The organism is Roseibium marinum, from assembly GCF_002906165.1.
Taxonomy (GTDB): Bacteria; Pseudomonadota; Alphaproteobacteria; order Rhizobiales; family Stappiaceae; genus Roseibium; species Roseibium marinum.
Window position 1 is genome coordinate 439,519 of record NZ_PPCN01000001.1, and the last position, 19,817, is coordinate 459,335.

Consider the following 19,817-nt stretch of genomic DNA (forward strand, 5'->3'; position numbering starts at 1 on the left):
TTCTACCTACGCCTTGCCGCTTTTGCGGCATTATGTTGTCCCTTTTGGGACGGTTTTATTGTTGGCGGCGGGAAATCTCCCGTCGCCCTGTCCCGTCAAATGCGGGTATCTAATTTTGAATCCAGGGCAGTCCGGCCGCCTTCCACCCGGACCTGATACCGCGATGGCCTTCTGCATCGAGCGGGCCTTCGAAACCATCGGAAATATTGAAGCACTGGGTGTAGCCGGCCTCAGTCAGGGCTATCGCCGCCGCCTGGCTCCGGGCACCGGAGCGGCAGAGAAAATAGATTGGCGCGCTTTGGTCAAGTCCTTTTTTGACCAGAAGGTCGGAAACTGTCGCCGTGAATTCCGGATCGGGTCCGGAGGACGGGAAGCTCTGCCATTCTACAAGGAGTGGTTCTTTCCCGATCGGACGTAAGTCGGGCAGGCCGACAAAGGCCCATTCCGCTTGCGTGCGCACATCCACAAGGGTCGCGTCCTGCGTGTTGGACAGCTCGGTGAAAGCCTCCAACGCTTCGACGTTTCCAGCGTAGCCACCCACAAAATGCACTATTGCCCCCTTACAATAGCCGAGAGCTATTGATTTAAAGAAAAAACAAAATTTTCGGAAAGAAGATCGGGCCTGAGCCTAAGCTAGGCGCCGTGGGTGCTGAATAAACTAATGTATTCATCCAGAGGTCTGGGGACCGAGTGCTTAGGTTTGTATTTGAGAGACTTATGCATTGTTGATCCAAGCACCATTTTTGAGTTGTCCGCTGGTCTTTCCCCGCCAGCCGTTTGTTAATATACAGACAGCGCCCGGCGGAGCAACAGCGCGTTTTGGCGAATACGGGAAGTTACCTGTTTCTGCCCCAACGTCACAGAAATCTGGCCGGCTGTGGGCGACGGAACAAATGCTTTTTGCCCCAATGACTTTTGCCTCCGAGACGGCCTGTCATAATGCAAAAACAACAATTTTTAAAAAAAAATTGGCACGCATACCTTGACTCGTATCGAATCCGGTTTGAGCGGCTTCCTCAATCTCTACATGTACATAAGGCATTGGAAATGTGTGGTAATCCATGACAGCATTTTGGGGGGCTGAAATGCCGGAAATGCGCGCTCAGGTTGTCTGCGCGCGTCATCCACAAAATTACACGGCTAAAAAAAACCCGGCACGCTGGCCGGGTCTTTTTGACGGTCATGTGACGGAGTGTTACGCGCCGAGTGCCTTGATGCGGGCATTGAGACGGGAAACCTTCCGGGACGCCGTGTTGGCGTGCAGAACGCCTTTTGACGCGGCGCGCATGAGTTCCGGCTGTGCGGCCTTGAAAGCTTCGCTGGCAGCGCTCTGATCGCCGGAAGCAATTGCTTCTTCAACCTGGCGCAGGTAGGTGCGCATGCGGCTCCGGCGGGCTTTGTTCGTGGCCGTCCGGCGGGCAATCTTTCGGGCCGCCTTCTTGGCCGATGGTGTGTTGGCCATGGGCTCTATCCTGATCGGTATTTTGGGACTGGTGTCCGGTGGCGATCGGGACCGAAACGCAAGGGCGGCAAGACCCGATCAAAACAACAACGGCGGCGAAAGTCCGCCACCGGTTGGGCGCAGCTTATAATGGCGGTTAGGTCCGCCGTCAACGGCTTTATCGTTGAAACCGGCAAGATTATTTGTTCCGGAACTGAGGCGTCCGTTTCTCGGTAAAGGCGCTCATGCCTTCCTTCTGATCCTCAAGCGCGAACATCGCCTGGAACACACGGCGTTCGAATCGGATGCCTTCCGACAATGTGGTCTCATACGCCCGATCGACACTTTCCTTGGCCATCATGACGACCGGCAGCGAGAAGTCGGCTATCTTATCGGCGGCTTTAAGCGCTTCCTCGATCAGGTTGTCCGCCGGCACGATCCTGCTGACCAGTCCGCTGCGCTCGGCTTCCTGCGCGTCCATCATGCGCCCGGTCAGCACCATTTCCATGGCTTTCGACTTGCCGACGAAGCGTGTCAGCCGTTGTGTGCCGCCGGCGCCGGGAATGACGCCAAGGGTAATTTCCGGCTGGCCGAATTTGGCGGTGTCCGCAGCGATGATGAAATCGCACAGCATGGCAAGTTCGCAGCCTCCGCCCAGGGCATAGCCGGCAACGGCGGCAATGATCGGCTTGCGGTTCCGCGATACCCTGTCGAACGGCGTGATCAGATCGTTCTGGTAGGCGGAGGAGAAATCATGCGGCTGCATTTCCTTGATGTCCGCACCGGCGGCGAAAGCCTTTTCCGATCCGGTGATCACGACGCAACCGACCCGCTCATCCGCGTCGAACCCGTCCAGGGCCTTGCCGAGTTCCCTGATCAGGGCGGCATTCAGCGCGTTCAAGGCTTTTGGACGGTCCAGAGTGATCAGTCCGACCTTGCCGCGTTTTTCAACGCGGATGTTCTCATATCCCATATCACCCGCTCCTGTGCCGGGATGTGTCAAAGCTACGGGCCATGCGTAGCCGACCTGAGGCTGGTCTGGCAAGGCTGGCTCTTCGGCTACCGGCCAATCCTTATGCCTGACAGGAAGGGCAATAAAATGTCGATCGCCCGGATTGCACCATCCGGGCGACCGTTCCTGGACAGCCCGGCGTCCTGCAGGCTTCGCCCTCCCGGTCGTATACGGCAAAGGAATGCTGAAAATAGCCGAGCGTGCCGTCGGTCTGCGTATGGTCCTTCAGGGAAGAGCCACCCGCCTTGATGGCCTCTTCGAGGATCGCCCGGATGTTCGTGGCAAGCAGGTCGGCCTTCTTTGCCGGCCGGCCGGATTTTGTCGCAAGCATGCCGGCGGGGAGTTGCGGGCCGAGGCCTGTCCGCCACAAGGCCTCGCAGACATAGATATTGCCGAGACCGGCGATGAACTTCTGGTTCAAAAGGGCGGCCTTGAGGGGCATCTTGCGCCCCGCGAACAGCCGCGCCAGGGTTGCCCCGCTCAACTCATTGCCGAGCGGCTCCAGCCCGAGATCCTTGAAATAGGGATGCACGGCCAGTTGCTGCCGGGACACAAGATCCATGAAGCCGAAGCGGCGCGGATCGTTATAGACGATGCGCGCTGCGGGTCCCGCCGCTGTTTCCAGATGGAACACCACATGGTCGTGCTTCGGATTCTTGCCGCGCGGATGGGCGAACCGGCCCGGAAGATCCTCCTCGAGGCCGGCTTCGATCCGGAATGATCCCGACATACCCAGATGCATGACCAGCACGTCGCCGCTGTCGATGTCCGCAAGCAGATATTTCGACCGGCGGGAGAGCGCAGTCACCCGGCACCCGGTCAGCCGGTCTGAAAAGCCGGACGGAAACGCAAAGCGCAGGTCCGGGCGGTTCTGCTCGACCCGCGCAATGAGCGCACGTTCGAAGGTCGGCGCGAGGCCCCGCTTGACGGTTTCGACTTCCGGCAGTTCAGGCATACGAAGCTTCTCGTGGTTGGCTGTCTGTGTTCATCGGATCGCAGATAAGTTGCTCTCAGGGTCTGGTTTCAGTTTCCGTTGCGCGCTATAGGCCTGCGTCATATGGCTTTTCGATCCTGACGAAGATAGCGCTTTGCAGGGGCTTGTACTATGGTCCGGCGCACTTTGACGAGAGACAGATCCCGCACCAGCATTTCGCGTTCACAGCAACGCGGAAAAGTTGACCTTGGAGGCGCTTCATGACGCAGCAGGCACACGGGCAAACCGGCGGATCCAGCCGTTCGCCGGAAGACATGCCGACCAGCTTCGGCTTCACCAGGGTTGACGAGGGCCGCAAACAGGCCCTGGTGGACGATGTCTTTCACAAGGTCGCCGAGCGTTACGACCTGATGAACGATCTGATGTCCGGCGGCTTCCACAGGGTGTGGAAAGACGCGATGGTCTCGTATCTTGCGCCGCCGAAATCGGGTGGCAGAGGCTGGCGTCTTCTCGATGTGGCCGGCGGCACCGGCGATATCGCCACAAGGGTCGTGCGCCGGTCGGGCGAAACGGTCGAGGCCGTCGTCTGCGACATCAACGAATCCATGCTGGGCGTCGGCCGTGACCGGGCCGAAAAGGCCGGTCTCTCCGATCTGATCACCTTTTCACAGGGCAACGCGGAAGAGCTGCCGTATCCCGACAGGAGCTTCGATGCCTACACGATTGCCTTCGGCATTCGCAACGTGCCGGACATCCCCAAGGCGCTCGGCGAGGCGTATCGTGTTCTGAAGCGGGGAGGGCGGTTCCTCTGCCTGGAGTTTTCGGAAGTCGAGGTCCCGCTTCTCGACAAGGCCTATGACGCCTTTTCCTTCAAGGCGATTCCCGCGATAGGCAAGATGGTGACCGGAGACGGCGATCCTTATCAGTATCTGGTGGAATCGATCCGCAACTTCCCGAACCAGGAGCGTTTTGCCGAGATGATCCGCGAGGCCGGGTTCGAGCGGGTCGGGTACCGCAACTATTCCGGCGGCATCGCCGCCCTGCATACCGGCTGGAAACTCTGATAGATGGCGCTTCCGGTCATGCCTTTCTTCCGTCTGGTGCGGGCGGGATTTGTAATGGCGCGCGAGGGCGTGTTCGGCCTGGTCTCGCTTCCCGACCTGCCGGCGGGGCCCAGGTTCGTCATCGCTTCTGCGCGGCTGCTGGAGCGCCGGGCGGTCAGGAGCAAAAGCGCGGATCTGCGCCTCTCGGACGCCCTTAACAGGCTGGGCCCTTCCTACGTCAAGCTCGGCCAGTTCCTTGCGACCCGCGCGGATGTGGTCGGCAAGGATGCCGCCCGCGAGCTGTCGGCGCTGCAGGACAGGCTGCCCGCCTTCGATCACGATGCCGCCCGCAACGCCGTTTCCGAACAGCTGGGTCAGCCGGTGGAGGAGATCTTTACCGAGTTCGCAGAAGCGGTCGCGGCCGCATCCATCGCGCAGGTGCATCCCGCCGTGATCCGCGACAGGGACGGTGTGGAGCGGAAAGTCGCGGTCAAGATCCTGCGTCCCGGTGTCGCCCGCCGGTTCCAGCGGGACCTGGAAAGCTTTTATCTGGTCGCGCGCCTGGCCGAACGGTTCCATGCCCCCTCCCGCCGCCTCAGGCCCGTTGCCGTCATCGACACGCTGGCGCAATCCGTCGCCATGGAGATGGATTTCCGTCTCGAGGCGGCGGCCTTGTCGGAAATGGCTGAAAATACCGCCGAGGACCCGGGCTTCCGGGTGCCCGGCGTCGAATGGCTGCGCACCGCCAAGGGCGTGCTCACCATGGAGTGGATCGACGGCCGCAAGATGTCGGACGTCGAGGGCATGCGCGAAGACGGCCATGACCTGGAAGCGCTGGGCGCTGCGGTCATCCAGAGCTTCCTGCGCCACACGCTGCGGGACGGCTTTTTCCACGCGGACATGCACCAGGGCAATCTGTTCGTGCAGGCCGACGGCACACTTGTCGCCGTCGATTTCGGCATCGTCGGCCGCCTGAACAAGCGCGAGCGCCGCTTTCTGGCGGAGATCCTGTTCGGCTTCATCACCCGCAACTACAAGCGGGTCGCGGAAGTGCATTTCGAGGCCGGATACGTGCCGGCCCATCAGGATGTCGATATGTTCGCCCAGGCGATCCGCGCCATCGGTGAGCCGATCCACGGGCACGACGCCAGCGAGATATCCATGGCCCGGCTGCTCACCCAGCTGTTCGAGGTCACCGAACTCTTCGAAATGCGCACCCAGACCCAGCTGCTCATGCTGCAAAAGACCATGGTCGTGGTCGAAGGCGTGGCCCGCTCGCTCAATCCGAACCTCGACATGTGGCGAACAGCCGAGCCGGTCGTGGGAACCTGGATCAGGGAAAATCTCGGCCCGGCGGGCAAGCTCCGCGACGCGGGCGACGCCCTTTCCGCGCTGGCCCGGATCGCCAACGACATGCCGATGTTCGCCGACAGGGTCGGCCGCATGTCGGAAGAACTGGAAAAGATGACCGCTCGCGGTCTTCGTTTCGACCGGGAAACGGCCGAAGCCATCGGCAAGGCGGAAGCGCGCCACACCCGCTCGGGCCGGATCGCGCTGTGGGTTATCGCCCTGTCGCTGGGCGCCATCGCCGTGCATATGATCTTTTGACCGGTTCGTCCGTCCCGGCCGCGGACTGAGTGTCTCAGGAGGTCAGGCAGCAGCGCGGGCATCGGCGAAGGCATGAATGCGTCGCATCGCCTCGCGCAGCGTTTCGTCCGGAACGGTCAGCGCCACCCGGATCAGGGATTTCGCGTTCTGTCCGAACGAGGGGCCGGGCATGACCGCAACTCCCTGGTTCTCAAGAAGACTCCAGGCGAATTGTTCGCCGTCCAGTCCGGTCCCGGAAACGTCGATCATGATGAACATGCCGCCGGACACCCTGCAGGTCTTGAGAGAAGCGCAACCTGTAAGTTCGCGGGAAATCAACCGGGCCCGCGCGGCGTAGCTTTTGCGCATGCGTTCCGCCGTATCGAAATCGCCGCGCAGGGCGGCTTCGGTCATGTCCGCGATGAAGGGCTGGTTGCCGAACAGAATGGTTTCGGAAATCGGCAGGAGCTTCGTGCAGAATTCTTCCGGTCCGACCGCCCAGCCGCTGCGAAAACCCGTCGCCGCGAATGACTTGGAGATGGACGAGGTGACGACCGTCCTCTCTCGAAGCGCCTCGATCTCGAGCGGTGAGGCGAATTCGCCCTCGAATATGAGGTCCTCGTAAACCTCGTCGCAGACGATCCACAGGTCGTGGCTGCAGGCAAGGGCTCCAAGCTCAACGAGCGTATCCCGGTCGAGCAGGGATCCGGTCGGATTGTGCGGTGTGTTGAGCAGCAGAACACGGCTTGCCGGGGTGATGGCGCGTGCGAGGTCCGACGGGCGCATGATGAACCCGTCCTCGATATTCAGCGGGACGGGCTGCAGGATCGCGCCGGGCGCTCGAACGACACCTTCATAGGTCGCGTAATAGGGATCTCCCACCAGAACGCCGTCTCCGGCGCCGGCAAGCGCTGTGATGACGGCATACAGAGCGGTCTGGGTTCCCGGAAAGCAAAGGATATTGGCGCTGGTGATCCCGGGAAAACGCGGCGCGTATTTCTCGATCAGCGCGTTCAAAAGGCCCTGTTCGCCGCGCCCGTTGGAATAATGGGTCCGGCCCCGGCGCATGGAGGCCGCGCAGACATCGACCAGTTGCGGGTCGACGGCTATGTCCGGTTCGCCGATCGTCAGTTCGATCACGTCCTCGCCGGCGGCTGTCTTTTCCCGGGCGGCGTTGTGAACAGCCCATTTTTCTCCGCCGAGGTCGGCGAGGCGATCGGTGATACCTGCGTAGCGCATGTGGACGTTCCTGTTTTAGGTGTGCTGCTTGCCGCCCGAGAGGCTGCCTGCGGGCAAATTGAGCAGGCGTTCGCCTGCCTCTATGATGAGATCAGGCAGGATGGCGCGGCTGTAGAGACCCGAATTGAGCGAGCCCTCCATCCACAGACCGTCGATCAGCCCGTTCAGCGCGATGGCATGACGCCGGCACTCGGCGGAGCTTCGGGGAAGGTCATGTGCTGCAAGGACTGGCTCGATCAGGCTCTCCAGAAGGGTCAGATAGTCCCTGTAGCCTTCGCGGTGAATGTCGGCGAAATCGGTGTCGTACCGGACGCGGCCGATAAAGGTTGCCCACAAGGAAACTTTCTCTTCCGACAGGTTGGGCATGGTCATGTTGGCAATCAGGAAGTGGCGCAACTGATCGTTCGCGCCGCCGGTGAACTGACGTGCCCTTGTGTCTGCTTCGGCGGTCAACTGGCCGATCAGGTAGGCGTAGGCGCTGGTGATCAGACCGTTCTTGCTGCCGAAATAATGGCGTACGAGGCCTGCGGTGACGCCGGCCTCTTCCGCGATCCTGCGCACGGTCGCCCCCTTCAGACCTTCTTGCGCGACACAGGTCAGCGCCGCCTCCAGAAGGGTGCGTTTGCGCTCGTCAAGCGTCAGTCGGCGGAATGCTTTTCGGCTCATCGCAATATGGTTCTATTTCTCTTGTTATACAATTGTATAAAATTTTGAAAGGCACAAGCCGGTACCGCGTTGCCGGGTCAGTAACCCTGATGCCTGTCGATCGCCAGCTGCGGCCGCTTGCCCTGAAGAAGCTCGACGGCAGATGCGCAGATCTGTTCCGCCACCACACTCGGTGTGGAATCGCTGGCGATATGGGGTGTGATCCTCAGCCGGTCATCGTGCCAGAACGGATGACTTTTCGGCAGGGGTTCTTCGCGGAAGACATCGAGGCTGGCCCCTGCCAGTTGGCCGTTGTCCAGAGCCGCCGCGAAATCGGCCTCGTGCAGGTGCTCGCCCCGGCCGATCTGGATCAGCCAGGCTCCGGGTTCAAGCTGATTGAAAAGTCGGCCGTTCAGGATGTTTTCCGTCTCATCGGTCAGTGGCAGCACGTTGATTGCGATCCGGCTGCCCTTGCAGGCCATGTCCAATGCGTTGGCGCCTGAATGGTAGCTGATGCCGGCCTGCGGCTCCCTTGGTTCGCAGCGGCAGGCGACGGTTACGGAAAATCCCATGGCGGACAGCGCGCGGGCAATCGCGGCTCCCATCGTGCCGTTGCCAAGCACCGCGATCCGGGTTTCCTTCGGCGGTGACATGGGGAGCGGGTTCCAGATGCGCGCGCTCTGCTGGTCCTTCATCAGCGTGAACGAGCGTAGAAAATGGAGCGCTTCATGGGCCGCGTATCCAGCCATCAGATCCGCCTGGTGGGGATCGCGTACCCGGCAGATCAGGGAGTCTTCAGCGAGACTTGGATTGGCGAGGAGAGCGTCGACGCCCGCTCCGACGGACATTGCCATCTGCAGGTTCGGATAACGGGCAAAGGCGTCGTCGTCCGGCAGCCAGCAGACCGCGAAGCGGATGGACGCAGGATCGGACACTTCATGCGGGTCGAACAGCCGCACCTGGCTGCTGCTGCCCGTGAAGTCGAGGCCGTAGAAGCTTTTCAGATCCATTGTGCTGCTCAAAAGCACGCCACCGATTGTCTCTGTCTGTTCCAAGTGATGTCTCCTGCGGCGCTTGTCGGAATTTTCTCTTGCTCCTGGCGCTTAGTTATACAAGTGTATATCAATGAGTAAAGCGTTTGGCAGGTCTGCATTCGCAAGTGCGATGCGGCCGCAGTCACCTGAAGGGAAAAATCGATGTTGCAGACCAGCCGGGCCGGCGATGTGAGCAAGGCTGAGTATGAAGCCCGGGTCGAGCTTGCGGCCTGTTACCGGCTCGCGGCGCATTTCAGGATGACCGACCTTATCTATACCCACATTACAGCGAAGGTGCCCGGAGAGCCGGGACATTTCCTGATCAATCCCTATGGCTATTTGTGGGAGGAGATCACGGCATCGTCGCTGGTGAAGATCGATGTGGAGGGCAACAAGGTCTGCGACAGCCCGAACCGGGTCAACCCGGCGGGCTTCACGATTCACAGCGCGGTTCACAGGGCCCGCAGCGACGCGGCCTGGGTCATGCACACGCATACGCGGGCAGGGGTCGCCGTTTCCTCGTTGAAGGACGGGCTGCTGCCGTTGAACCAGATCGCCCTGCAGTTCTACGGCCGCATCGGCTACCACGACTATGAAGGAATTGCGCTCGACCTGGAGGAGCGCGAACGGATTGTCGAAAGCCTGGGGGCATTTCCCGCCCTGATCCTGCGCAACCACGGCCTGCTGACCGTGGGGGAAAGCGCCGGGCAGATGTTTTCCGGCATGTTCTATCTCAACCGGGCCTGCGAAATTCAGGAATCCACGCTGTCGATGGGATTGCCGCTCGCAAAGATCGAGGAAGCACTGGCGGGACATGTCACCCGGCAATACGACAAGATGGCCTTCGGCGACGGAGACTTGCTGCTTGAATGGGAGGCAATGATGCGCCTCGCGGATCGCCTCGGCGATGATTTTCGCGAGTAGACAAATTTAGTAGATTTTTCAGCCCTTTGTAATGTTGGTGTCGTATTTTCATGAAAGTGTTCAGCAACATATAAATTGTTGCTGAATTTTTGTCTTTGCCTACAAAACAGTCAGGCAAGTCCTTGACTTGGCGGATCTGCGTGTTAGCCTCGCCGTATCCTGATTTGCCGGTAATTCGGCATTTCACGGGCAGAAAATGTTTGATCTGGTCTGTGTCGCTCAGGAATGAGCGATTGGAAACACTGTCAGGCAGCCGCCCGTGAAACTAAGGCAGAGGTTTGAAATGTCGCCGGCTCCCCGGCGATGTTGGGCCAAGAAATGATGAGAGCCCGAACCTCCTGGTTGCGTCTTCTGTAGCTGACCAGTTTGCCAAACAAGCACACTTTTTCCGGTGAGCATTTCAGACATCTGGAATGCAAGCCACCGGGCCACAGGGAAGCTGGCCGACAAGAGTCCGGCTTGGGGAACCCGTGTCCTTGCCGGAAGGCCGGAGCCCGTCAATGTGCCTCAGGCAGCGGCGAAACCTGTCGGGCCTGCGGCAAAGTATCAGCAAGCGGTTAAAGCAAGCCAAGGAACTGGATTGATGGAAGTTACGAACGCTATAGACTGCAACGGATTGTCCGCAGCACCGACCCTTTTGCGTATCAAGCAGGCGCTGGTGGGACTGGTCGATGACGCTCTGCCGTTGGAGATCCTGGTGGACGCCGATTGCGACCGTGACCGCTTGCGCCGTTCGCTCGGGCTACAGGGTGATGCCGTCCGCCTGGTGTCCCGGCCGCAATAGCGCCCTTCTCGGGACAAGCTCTTCTTCGCGAAGTCTCACCATTCCCAAGGTCATTTCATCCTCATTTATGAGTTCGTGAGCTGACGGCTGTCCGCATCGCCACACGCGGACAGCTTTGTCCGGTGCGTCTCCCGCGCCGGGAAATTTACCAAAACACATCGATGTCCGGAACGGCAGGGAGCTTGCCGGCCGGGTGCGGCAGCCGGCTCGACGCGGCCGGCAAACAAGGAAATGATTTTGCCTGATCTGAATGTTGACGAAATGCCGTCCGGAACGTCCGTTCCGGTTCCTGCAAAAGGGGTCAGTCCGGAAGTGCCTGATTTCGCTTTCGATCCGACCGATCCCTGGACGGAGACTTTCCAGAAAGGTCTGGAGCGCGCCGGGCTGTCCGGCAAGCGTATTTACGAAGTGGGTATCGGCACCGGGACCAATGTGGCCTTTCTCCTGCGCATGTGCGGTGCCGCGCATGTGTCGGGCAGCGATCTCGACCCGCGGCTGGTTGTTCTGGCCGAACGCAACGTCAGGAGTCTGGCTCCGGAAAAAGCGAATCTGTTTCATCCGGTCAGGGGCGCGGTGAGCCTGATCGATACGGAGGAAGCTCGAGCCCGGATCGCCGAGACCGACGTCATCATCGCCTGCCTGCCGCAGGTTGGCGATCCTGGCGACAGGCGGCTGACAGCTTTCCGCAAGGCCCAGGCCGTCGAGTTGCCGGAGGGCGCGGGCGAAAAGGCCGACGACCACATCGCTCATTATTATCCGTGGGCGGCTTTCGACGAATATCCGTTCAATTCGGTTGGTCTGGGTTTGAACGAGGCGCTGCTGCACCGCATTCGGGATCACGCGCCGACCGCGCAGGTGATCATGAATTTCGGCTGCCGGATCGGAACCGACATCATTTTCGAACTGTTCGAAGCCAATGGGTTCCGGCCGGAAAAGCTGCATTCCCAGATCGTCCGCCAGGATGCGGGGACCGATATTTCGTTCTTTGTAATGCTTGAAAAAGCGTTGAGGGGAACCGGGCTGGAAAAGGATCTGGTCTGCGCGTTCTTCGCGGATGAAGGTGCGCTCAGGCCTTTGTCTGCCAGCGAAGCACAGGACCTGCTTGACCGGGATCCCGATACGCCACTCTACCATGAGGTTTGTGTGATCCGCGCCGTACCGGTGGCGGCGTGACGGCACTGTCATGAATGGAGACGACTGACCGGCATTTACATGGGCTGTGTAACCCGTCTGAGCGTGAGATTGATCCGGCCGCCGTTTTTCAGAAGCGTCGAGGTGCCGGCCAGGACCCTGTCGATACCGTGAAAGGCAAGGCGGGCCTCGCCGCCGAGCACGACCACATCGCCCGACTGCAGCCGGAAGGACTTCGTCGGGTCCTTCCGGCTCAGGCCGCCGACCCGGAAAGTGGCCGTGTCGCCGAGGGAGACCGAAATGACCGGGGCTTCAAAAGTCTGCTCGTCGCGATCCTGGTGCAATCCCATCCGGGCGGTGTTTTCATAATAGTTGATGAGACAGGCCTCTGGGTCAGGCGCTTCCGGGGCGAGATCTTTCCACAGGTTCGTCAAAAGCGCCGGCATCGCCGGCCAGGGATTTCCGCTGTCCGGATGATGAGGCTGATAGCGGTAGCCGCTGACATCCGAAACCCATCCGAGCGGTCCGCAATTGCTCATCCGCACAGTGAAGGCTTTGCCGGTCCTGGGCATTGCCGGCCTGTAGAAAGGCGCGCGGGCGACAACCGCCCGGATTTGCTCCAGCAATGTCTCCTGTGCGGCGCGACTGAAATAGCCGGGCAGATAGCTGAGGCCGCTCAGGCCGTTGACGGACAAATCGTTCATGGGAATCTTTTAGCGCAACGCAGGAATTGCCGCAGTCCCCGCTTCCGGTAACTTTCTGGGAAGAAATATAGGGCAAGAGAAGACATGTTTGCTATGTGTCCGTCGACAGATGGCTTGCAGGCAAAGTTTCATCCACCTATATAGCGTTCAAGCTTCGCGCCAAATCCTGAACCGAACGTTCGGGCGCGATGTCCGGGTAAATCCCGGAACCCAAGTGAGAGGAGCCGGACTGACGCCTTCATGGGTCTATCCGGTTTGCTAGAAAGAGAGGCAGATATGGCAAAGGTCATTGGTATCGACCTCGGCACGACCAATTCGTGCGTCGCCGTCATGGACGGCAAGGATCCCAAAGTTATTGAAAACGCCGAAGGCGCCCGAACCACCCCTTCCATGGTGGCATTTTCGGACGACGGCGAGCGTCTTGTCGGTCAGCCGGCGAAACGCCAGGCGGTCACCAACCCGACGAACACCCTGTTCGCGGTCAAGCGCCTGATCGGCCGTCGGTATGAAGACCCGACCGTCGACAAGGACAAGAAGCTTGTTCCGTTCGAAATCGTCAAAGGCGACAATGGCGATGCATGGGTGGAAGCCAACGGCGATAAATATTCCCCGTCGCAGGTCTCCGCGTTCATTCTTCAGAAGATGAAGGAAACGGCTGAAAGCTTCCTGGGCGAAAAGGTCACCCAGGCCGTCATCACCGTTCCGGCCTACTTCAACGACGCTCAGCGTCAGGCAACCAAGGACGCCGGCAAGATCGCGGGCCTTGAAGTCCTGCGTATCATCAACGAGCCGACGGCCGCGGCGCTCGCCTATGGCCTCGACAAGAACGAAGGCAAGACCATCGCGGTCTACGACCTTGGTGGCGGCACGTTCGACGTTTCCGTCCTGGAAATCGGCGACGGCGTCTTCGAGGTGAAGTCCACCAACGGCGATACCTTCCTCGGCGGTGAAGACTTCGACATGCTTCTGGTCGACTACCTTGCTTCCGAATTCAAGAAGGAACAGGGCATCGACCTGAAGAAGGACAAGCTGGCTCTGCAGCGCCTCAAGGAGGCGGCCGAAAAAGCCAAGATCGAATTGTCTTCCTCGTCCCAGACCGAAATCAACCTGCCGTTCATCACGGCGGATGCCTCCGGTCCGAAGCACCTGACCTTGAAACTGACCCGCGCGAAATTCGAATCGCTGGTGGAAGAACTGGTCAAGCGCACGATCGCCCCGATGAAGGCGGCTCTGAAAGATGCCGGCCTTGCCCCCGGCGAAATCGACGAAGTGGTTCTGGTCGGCGGCATGACCCGCATGCCGAAGATCCAGGAGACGGTGAATACCTTCTTCGGCAAGGAATCGCACAAGGGCGTCAATCCGGACGAAGTCGTCGCCATGGGCGCGGCCATCCAGGCCGGTGTCCTGCAGGGCGACGTCAAGGACGTTCTTCTGCTCGACGTCACTCCGCTGTCGCTCGGCATCGAGACCCTCGGCGGTGTCTTTACCCGCCTGATCGACCGCAACACGACGATCCCGACCAAGAAGGGTCAGGTGTTCTCGACCGCTGAGGATAATCAGACGGCCGTGACCATCCGCGTCTTCCAGGGTGAGCGCGAAATGGCGGCGGACAACAAGGTCCTCGGCCAGTTCGATCTCGTCGGCCTGCCACCCGCACCGCGCGGCGTTCCGCAGATCGAGGTCACCTTCGACATCGACGCCAACGGTATCGTCAACGTGTCCGCCAAGGACAAGGGGACGGGCAAGGAACAGCAGATCCGCATCCAGGCCTCCGGCGGCCTCAGCGACACCGACATCGAGCAGATGATCAAGGACGCTGAATCACACGCCGACGAGGACAAGAAGCGCAAGGAGCTGGTGGAAACCAGGAACCAGGGCGAATCCCTGGTCCACTCCACCGAAAAGTCGCTGAAGGACTATGGCGACAAGGTTTCCGAAGACGACAAGTCGGCGATCGAAACCGCTCTGGCTTCCCTGAAGACGTCTCTGGAAGGCGAGGACCTGGAAGACATCAAGGCCAAGACGCAGGCCCTTGCCGAAGCTTCGATGAAGCTTGGCGAAGCCATGTATCAGGCTGCCCAGGCCGAAGCCGAGGCTGATGGCGAAGGCGAAGGCGGCGAAGAAGCCGAAGCCAAGGACGACGTCGTCGATGCGGATTTCGAAGAAGTCAAAGACGAAGACGACAAAAAATCTGCATAAACCAGAACTGCGGCCGGCCCGGTAACGGGCTGGCCGCGTAATTCCTGGCGCCGGATGCTTGATTGCCTGATGACAAGGGCGCCTGTGCCCGGCGCCTTCGCCGTAATGGGCGCCGGATAATTCCTGGCAGCCGGCGGTGCAACAACAAGACCGAGAGATCTTGATGTCAAAACGTGATTTCTATGAAGTGCTGGGTGTTTCGCGCGATGCGGATGGCAAGGTGCTGAAAAGCGCCTATCGCAAGATGGCCATGCAATTTCACCCGGATCGCAATCCGGGCGACTCCGAATCCGAAGCAAAGTTCAAGGAAGTCAACGAAGCCTACGATGCGCTGAAGGACGAGCAGAAACGGGCTGCCTACGACCGCTTTGGCCATGCCGCCTTTGAAAATGGCGGTTTCGGCGGCGGTGGCGCGCACGATTTCTCGTCGACGATGTCGGATATATTCGAGGAATTTTTCGGCATGGGTGGTGGCCGCCGGTCGGGCGGCCGCGAACGCGGCGCGGACCTGCGCTACAATCTCGACATCGCGCTGGAAGACGCCTTCACAGGCAAGACGGTGGAGATCGAGGTTCCGACCAGCATCACATGTGACGATTGTACCGGTTCGGGGGCAAAGCCCGGCACCAGCCCCTCCGCCTGCCGCACTTGCGGTGGCGCCGGCCGCGTGCGGGCCGCTCAGGGCTTCTTCACGCTGGAGCGCACCTGCCCCACCTGTCAGGGCCGCGGGCAGGTCATCACGGATCCGTGCGAAAGCTGTGGCGGTTCCGGACGCAAGACCCAGGAACGCACGCTGTCCGTCAATATACCGGCCGGCATTGAAGACGGCACCCGGATACGGCTTGCCGGCGAGGGCGAGGCCGGTGCGCGCGGCGGTCCGGCGGGCGACCTCTACATTTTCCTGTCGGTCAGGCCGCATGAGCTGTTCCAGCGCGACGGCGCGGATCTTTACTGCAGGGTGCCGATTTCCATGTCGACGGCAACCCTTGGCGGCCAGTTCGATGTGCCGACCGTCGACGGCTCCACCAGCCGGGTGAAAGTCCCGGACGGTACGCAGACCGGCAAGCAGTTCCGTTTACGCGGCAAGGGCATGCCGATCATGCGCTCCAGCCAGCATGGCGACATGTATATTCAGGTGACGGTTGAAACGCCGACCAACCTGACCAAACGCCAGCGTGAACTTCTTGCTGAATTCGAACAGGAAGCCTCGGGAGAAAATCATCCCGAATCCGCGGGTTTCTTCTCCAAGGTGAAGGATTTCATCGACAATCTTGGTGCGTAATACCAAAGAGTGTTGTTTATGACTCATTTGATGGCCCATTTGCGCCCGCCGGACTTTGTTGCACCGCTCGCCCGGTCAACCAGACCGCGCGACGCGATGCGCCTCGCCGGCAGACGGAAATGAGTCATTAGATGAGTCATAAACAACACTCTTTGGTATTAAGCGTGCAATCCGTGCGCTCGCATGTGGTATCTGCCTGCAAACCTTCCTATATTCCCTTCATGGATGACGGTGAGGTAACATGCTGAAGCGTAACGGTAATCGCGGGGAAGCCCTGAGACAGAAACTCAACAGGGTCAATGCCGTGCGAACCAGGGTTCTGGATGAGGTCAAGTTCATCCGCTCCTGGGCGCAGAACCCGCTGCGAACCGGTGCCGTGACCCCGTCCGGCCCGGATCTGGCCGCCAGGATGGCCTCCTTTCTGACCCCGCTGCCGCAGTCGCGTGTGGTGGAGCTTGGGCCGGGCACGGGCGTCGTGACCAGGGCGCTTGTCGATCGGGGTTTTACCCCTCACCATCTCAATCTGGTCGAGTACAGCGCCGATTTCTGCGAACTCCTCAACAGGCGCTATCCGGGGCTGACGGTTCTTCAGGGAGATGCCTATGCCCTGCGGGCGACCCTTAAAAAGCCGGGCGGTTTTCTGTCGGACAGCGAAGAACACAGTCACATGCTTGACGGTATAGTCTCCTCCCTGCCGCTCCTGACACGTCCCGAGCCCGTCCGGCAGGCGCTGCTGGCGGAGGCCCTGGATCTTCTCAAGCCCGGAGCGCCGTTCATACAGTTTTCCTACGGCCTCGCCGCGCCGGTCAAACTGTCCGGCCGCGGGGTTTCGGTATTTTCTTCCGAGTGGATCTGGAAAAACCTTCCGCCCGCGCGCGTGTGGGTCTACCGCAAGGGGCACTGAACCGGAGGGATATTTCTCCTGTTGCTCTTGAGGCGGAGAACCTGTGCCGGACCTTTACAGTGCTATCCGAACCCTGTTTTGAACTCCGGATTGGAGGCTTTCCATGCGACATCCCAGAATACTCGTCTGTTCCGGCTCCACACGGAGCGGTTCCCTGAATGGCAAGCTTGCCGCTCTGGCGGCAAAGAGGCTGGCCATTCTCGACGCCGAGGTCACCCTGCTTTCGTTGAAGGATTATCCGCTGCCGATCTATGACGGCGATCTGGAAACCACGGGCGGCGTTCCGGAGAATGCCAGAAAACTCAAGCGCCTGCTGGAGGGGCAGGATGGCGTATTCCTGGCATGCCCGGAATATAATGCCGGTATCACTCCGCTCCTGAAAAACATGCTCGACTGGATCAGCCGGGTGAAGGAAACGGGCGGGGCCTTCACGAACAAGGTCTTCGCGCTGGGCTCGGCCTCTCCCGGCGTCTTTGGCGGCATGCGCGGGCTGATCGGCACAAGGACGATACTGGAGGTTGGCCTTGGCGCCATGGTCCTTCCGCAGATGATCCCGGTTGCAAGGGCCGCGAGCGCCTTCGACGAGACCGGTGACCTGATTGATGAGCGGTCGGATGGCCAGCTCGACAAGCTGGTGGAGGAACTTCTGCGGGTCTCAAGGTCCTATCCGCACAAAAATGGTTGAAATTGCGGGGATCGAAACCTCCGGCAAGAGTGCCGCGAAGCATTCGCGGACGCCTTGCCGTTTTCCGGGGACGGGATGTCGCACCGATCCAGGAATGGCCATGCTGAAGGCGTGGCGGCGAAGCCATCCTCGTTGAAGGTCCGTTGAAGGTCCATTGATTGCTTGGAAAAGCCGCGATTGCCGCCTACATAGGGCTGCAGCGACAAATGACTCAAGAGGATTGAATGAGCGAAACGCGCGAACCGGCCGTATGGCACGGTACGACGATCATGATGGTGCGCAAGGGCGGCAAGGTCGTGATTGCCGGAGACGGCCAGGTCTCTCTCGGCCAGACGGTGATCAAGCATTCCGCCCGCAAGGTTCGGCCGCTTGCCAAAGGCGAGGTGATTGCCGGATTTGCCGGCGCCACCGCCGATGCCTTCACGCTGTTTGAACGCCTTGAAGCCAAGCTGGAACAATATCCGGGCCAGCTCATGCGCGCCTGCGTCGAACTTGCCAAGGACTGGCGGACCGACCGCTATCTGCGCCGCCTGGAAGCGATGATGCTGGTGGCCGACAAGAACGTGTCGCTGGTGCTCACGGGTACGGGCGATGTCCTGGAGCCGGAAGGCGGCATGATGGGCATCGGCTCCGGCGGCAATTATGCGCTCGCGGCCGGTCGTGCGCTGGCCGATTCGGACCATGACGCGGAAACCATTGCCCGCAAGGCCATGGCCGTGGCAGCGGAAATCTGCGTCTACACCAATGACAGCGTCACCGTCGAAGCGCTGGACACGGCCGAGTAGACGGTGAGGGTCTCGTTCCCTCCGGTCACGCGTGAAGATCTTCCGAGACTCACGGACCGGATGACGCGGCCACACGGGCGACAGCCTGCTAATGGAACTCGTAAACACGGAAGGCGTGTCTTAGAAAATGAGCGATTTTTCTCCGCGTGAGATTGTTTCAGAACTCGACCGCTACATTGTTGGCCAGAAGGACGCCAAGCGCGCTGTCGCGATTGCCTTGCGCAACCGCTGGCGGCGGCAGCAGCTTCAGGGCCAGATGCGTGAGGAGGTTCTGCCGAAGAACATCCTGATGATCGGGCCGACCGGCGTCGGCAAGACCGAAATTTCCCGCCGTCTGGCAAAACTGGCCAATGCCCCTTTCACCAAGGTGGAAGCGACGAAATTCACCGAAGTGGGTTATGTCGGCCGCGACGTCGAACAGATCGTCCGGGATCTGGTGGAAACCGGCATCACGCTGATACGCGATCAGAAGCGCGAGGCGGTTAAGGCGAAGGCGCATATCCTCGCCGAGGAACGGGTTCTCGACGCCCTTGTCGGCAAGAATGCCAGTCCGGCGACTCGCGACAGTTTTCGCGCGAAACTGCGCGGCGGCGAGATGGACGACAAGGAAATCGAGGTCGAGGTCCGTGCCCAGGCGCAGATGCCGAGCTTCGAAATGCCGGGCATGCCCGGTGCGAGCGTCGGCGTCATGAATGTGTCCGATCTGCTCGGAAAGGCCTTTGGCGGACAGACCAAGACCAAGCGGACCAGCGTGAGCGAGTCCTACGAACTGCTGATCAACGAGGAATCCGACAAGCTCCTCGACGAGGACAAGGTCGTCGCGGAGGCGATTTCCCTGGTCGAGAATTCCGGCATCGTGTTCCTGGACGAGATCGACAAGATCTGCGCGCGCGAAGGCCGGGCGGGGGGCGATGTCTCCCGCGAGGGCGTGCAGCGCGATCTGCTGCCGCTGATCGAGGGAACGGTTGTCTCCACCAAGCACGGACCGGTGAAGACCGACCATATCCTGTTCATTGCCTCCGGCGCGTTCCATGTCGCCAAGCCGTCCGATCTCCTGCCGGAACTGCAGGGACGTCTGCCGATCCGGGTGGAGCTGCGCGCGCTGACGAAGGAGGATTTCCGGGCCATCCTGACGGAACCGGAAGCCAGCCTGATAAAGCAGTATGTGGCGTTGCTGGAAACCGAGAAGGTCACGCTCTCCTTCGACGAGGATGCGATCGAGGAGATTGCCTCGGTTGCGGTTGATTTGAATGCGTCGGTTGAGAATATCGGCGCCCGCCGTCTGCAGACGGTGATGGAGCGGATCCTGGACGAAATTTCCTTCACCGCCCCGGACCGTCCTGGGGAAGCCATAGAGATCACCGGTGAATTCGTCCGTGACAATATTGGCGACCTCGCCAAGAACATCGATCTTTCGAGGTTCATTCTTTAACGGGCAGGCGCGTCGCCAGCGGTCATTTGACCGCTTGCGATGCGCTCGCGCT

The 19,817-nt window shown here is 60.4% G+C and carries 19 protein-coding genes; 11 read left to right on the forward strand and 8 right to left on the reverse strand.

Annotated elements, in window-relative coordinates; translation table 11 throughout:
• Positions 1 to 109 precede the first annotated feature (109 nt).
• From CLV41_RS02070 to mutM, 4 genes are all read right to left on the reverse strand, one after another.
• Complete coding sequence (locus tag CLV41_RS02070; protein ID WP_103220610.1) at positions 110 to 550, reverse strand: rhodanese-like domain-containing protein; 441 nt, start codon at positions 548 to 550, stop codon at positions 110 to 112.
• Between the two features lie 645 nt (positions 551 to 1,195).
• The gene (rpsT, locus tag CLV41_RS02075) at positions 1,196 to 1,462 is read right to left on the reverse strand and encodes a 30S ribosomal protein S20 (RefSeq protein WP_068408966.1); all 267 of its coding nucleotides are present in this window, start codon (positions 1,460 to 1,462) and stop codon (positions 1,196 to 1,198) included.
• A 178-nt stretch (positions 1,463 to 1,640) separates the two neighbouring features.
• Positions 1,641 to 2,414, reverse strand: a complete 774-nt coding sequence (locus CLV41_RS02080; RefSeq protein WP_103220611.1) for an enoyl-CoA hydratase — start codon at positions 2,412 to 2,414, stop codon at positions 1,641 to 1,643.
• 100 nt (positions 2,415 to 2,514) lie between these two features.
• On the reverse strand, positions 2,515 to 3,408 hold the full coding sequence (mutM, locus tag CLV41_RS02085) for a bifunctional DNA-formamidopyrimidine glycosylase/DNA-(apurinic or apyrimidinic site) lyase (RefSeq protein ID WP_103220612.1): 894 nt from the start codon (positions 3,406 to 3,408) through the stop codon (positions 2,515 to 2,517).
• 239 nt (positions 3,409 to 3,647) lie between these two features.
• On the opposite strand from mutM, the gene ubiE reads away from it, so the two are divergent.
• Both ubiE and ubiB read left to right on the forward strand, forming a co-directional pair.
• Positions 3,648 to 4,451: a bifunctional demethylmenaquinone methyltransferase/2-methoxy-6-polyprenyl-1,4-benzoquinol methylase UbiE gene (gene ubiE, locus CLV41_RS02090; RefSeq protein ID WP_103220613.1), complete on the forward strand. Its 804-nt coding sequence runs from the start codon at positions 3,648 to 3,650 to the stop codon at positions 4,449 to 4,451.
• Between the two features lie 3 nt (positions 4,452 to 4,454).
• A complete protein-coding gene (gene ubiB / locus CLV41_RS02095; protein WP_103220614.1) occupies positions 4,455 to 6,038 on the forward strand; it encodes a 2-polyprenylphenol 6-hydroxylase in 1,584 nt (527 codons plus the stop codon).
• A gap of 42 nt (positions 6,039 to 6,080) precedes the next feature.
• Here ubiB and CLV41_RS02100 read toward each other — a convergent pair whose 3' ends face one another.
• The 3 genes from CLV41_RS02100 to CLV41_RS02110 all read right to left on the reverse strand — a co-directional run bounded on the left by CLV41_RS02100 (position 6,081) and on the right by CLV41_RS02110 (position 8,956).
• Positions 6,081 to 7,256, reverse strand: coding sequence for a pyridoxal phosphate-dependent aminotransferase (locus CLV41_RS02100; protein ID WP_103220615.1), 1,176 nt, complete (start codon positions 7,254 to 7,256; stop codon positions 6,081 to 6,083).
• Positions 7,257 to 7,271: 15 nt separating this feature from the next.
• A complete protein-coding gene (locus tag CLV41_RS02105) occupies positions 7,272 to 7,922 on the reverse strand; it encodes a TetR family transcriptional regulator C-terminal domain-containing protein (protein ID WP_103220616.1) in 651 nt (216 codons plus the stop codon).
• Between the two features lie 77 nt (positions 7,923 to 7,999).
• A complete protein-coding gene (locus CLV41_RS02110) occupies positions 8,000 to 8,956 on the reverse strand; it encodes an NAD(P)-dependent oxidoreductase (protein ID WP_103220617.1) in 957 nt (318 codons plus the stop codon).
• Positions 8,957 to 9,097: 141 nt separating this feature from the next.
• On the opposite strand from CLV41_RS02110, the gene CLV41_RS02115 reads away from it, so the two are divergent.
• The 3 genes from CLV41_RS02115 to CLV41_RS02125 all read left to right on the forward strand — a co-directional run bounded on the left by CLV41_RS02115 (position 9,098) and on the right by CLV41_RS02125 (position 11,816).
• Entirely contained in the window at positions 9,098 to 9,859 is a 762-nt protein-coding gene (locus tag CLV41_RS02115) for a class II aldolase/adducin family protein (protein ID WP_103220618.1), read from the forward strand.
• 583 nt (positions 9,860 to 10,442) lie between these two features.
• Positions 10,443 to 10,643 (forward strand): hypothetical protein, encoded by a 201-nt coding sequence (locus CLV41_RS02120; protein WP_103220619.1) that lies wholly within the window; start codon positions 10,443 to 10,445, stop codon positions 10,641 to 10,643.
• 237 nt (positions 10,644 to 10,880) lie between these two features.
• Entirely contained in the window at positions 10,881 to 11,816 is a 936-nt protein-coding gene (locus CLV41_RS02125) for a hypothetical protein (protein WP_208987227.1), read from the forward strand.
• Positions 11,817 to 11,851: 35 nt separating this feature from the next.
• Here the strand turns inward: CLV41_RS02125 and CLV41_RS02130 are convergent, their stop codons facing one another.
• Complete coding sequence (locus CLV41_RS02130; RefSeq protein WP_103220620.1) at positions 11,852 to 12,478, reverse strand: alpha-ketoglutarate-dependent dioxygenase AlkB family protein; 627 nt, start codon at positions 12,476 to 12,478, stop codon at positions 11,852 to 11,854.
• Between the two features lie 276 nt (positions 12,479 to 12,754).
• Here CLV41_RS02130 and dnaK point away from each other — a divergent pair, with 276 nt between their 5' ends.
• The 6 genes from dnaK to hslU all read left to right on the forward strand — a co-directional run bounded on the left by dnaK (position 12,755) and on the right by hslU (position 19,765).
• Complete coding sequence (gene dnaK / locus CLV41_RS02135) at positions 12,755 to 14,677, forward strand: molecular chaperone DnaK (RefSeq protein WP_103220621.1); 1,923 nt, start codon at positions 12,755 to 12,757, stop codon at positions 14,675 to 14,677.
• Positions 14,678 to 14,840: 163 nt separating this feature from the next.
• Positions 14,841 to 15,959: a molecular chaperone DnaJ gene (gene dnaJ / locus CLV41_RS02140; RefSeq protein WP_103220622.1), complete on the forward strand. Its 1,119-nt coding sequence runs from the start codon at positions 14,841 to 14,843 to the stop codon at positions 15,957 to 15,959.
• Positions 15,960 to 16,200: 241 nt separating this feature from the next.
• Positions 16,201 to 16,863: a class I SAM-dependent methyltransferase gene (locus CLV41_RS02145; RefSeq protein ID WP_103220623.1), complete on the forward strand. Its 663-nt coding sequence runs from the start codon at positions 16,201 to 16,203 to the stop codon at positions 16,861 to 16,863.
• Positions 16,864 to 16,966: 103 nt separating this feature from the next.
• Positions 16,967 to 17,548: an NADPH-dependent FMN reductase gene (locus CLV41_RS02150; protein WP_103220624.1), complete on the forward strand. Its 582-nt coding sequence runs from the start codon at positions 16,967 to 16,969 to the stop codon at positions 17,546 to 17,548.
• Between the two features lie 224 nt (positions 17,549 to 17,772).
• Complete coding sequence (gene hslV / locus CLV41_RS02155) at positions 17,773 to 18,333, forward strand: ATP-dependent protease subunit HslV (protein WP_103220625.1); 561 nt, start codon at positions 17,773 to 17,775, stop codon at positions 18,331 to 18,333.
• Between the two features lie 127 nt (positions 18,334 to 18,460).
• On the forward strand, positions 18,461 to 19,765 hold the full coding sequence (gene hslU / locus CLV41_RS02160; RefSeq protein WP_103220626.1) for an ATP-dependent protease ATPase subunit HslU: 1,305 nt from the start codon (positions 18,461 to 18,463) through the stop codon (positions 19,763 to 19,765).
• Positions 19,766 to 19,817: the final 52 nt, after the last annotated feature.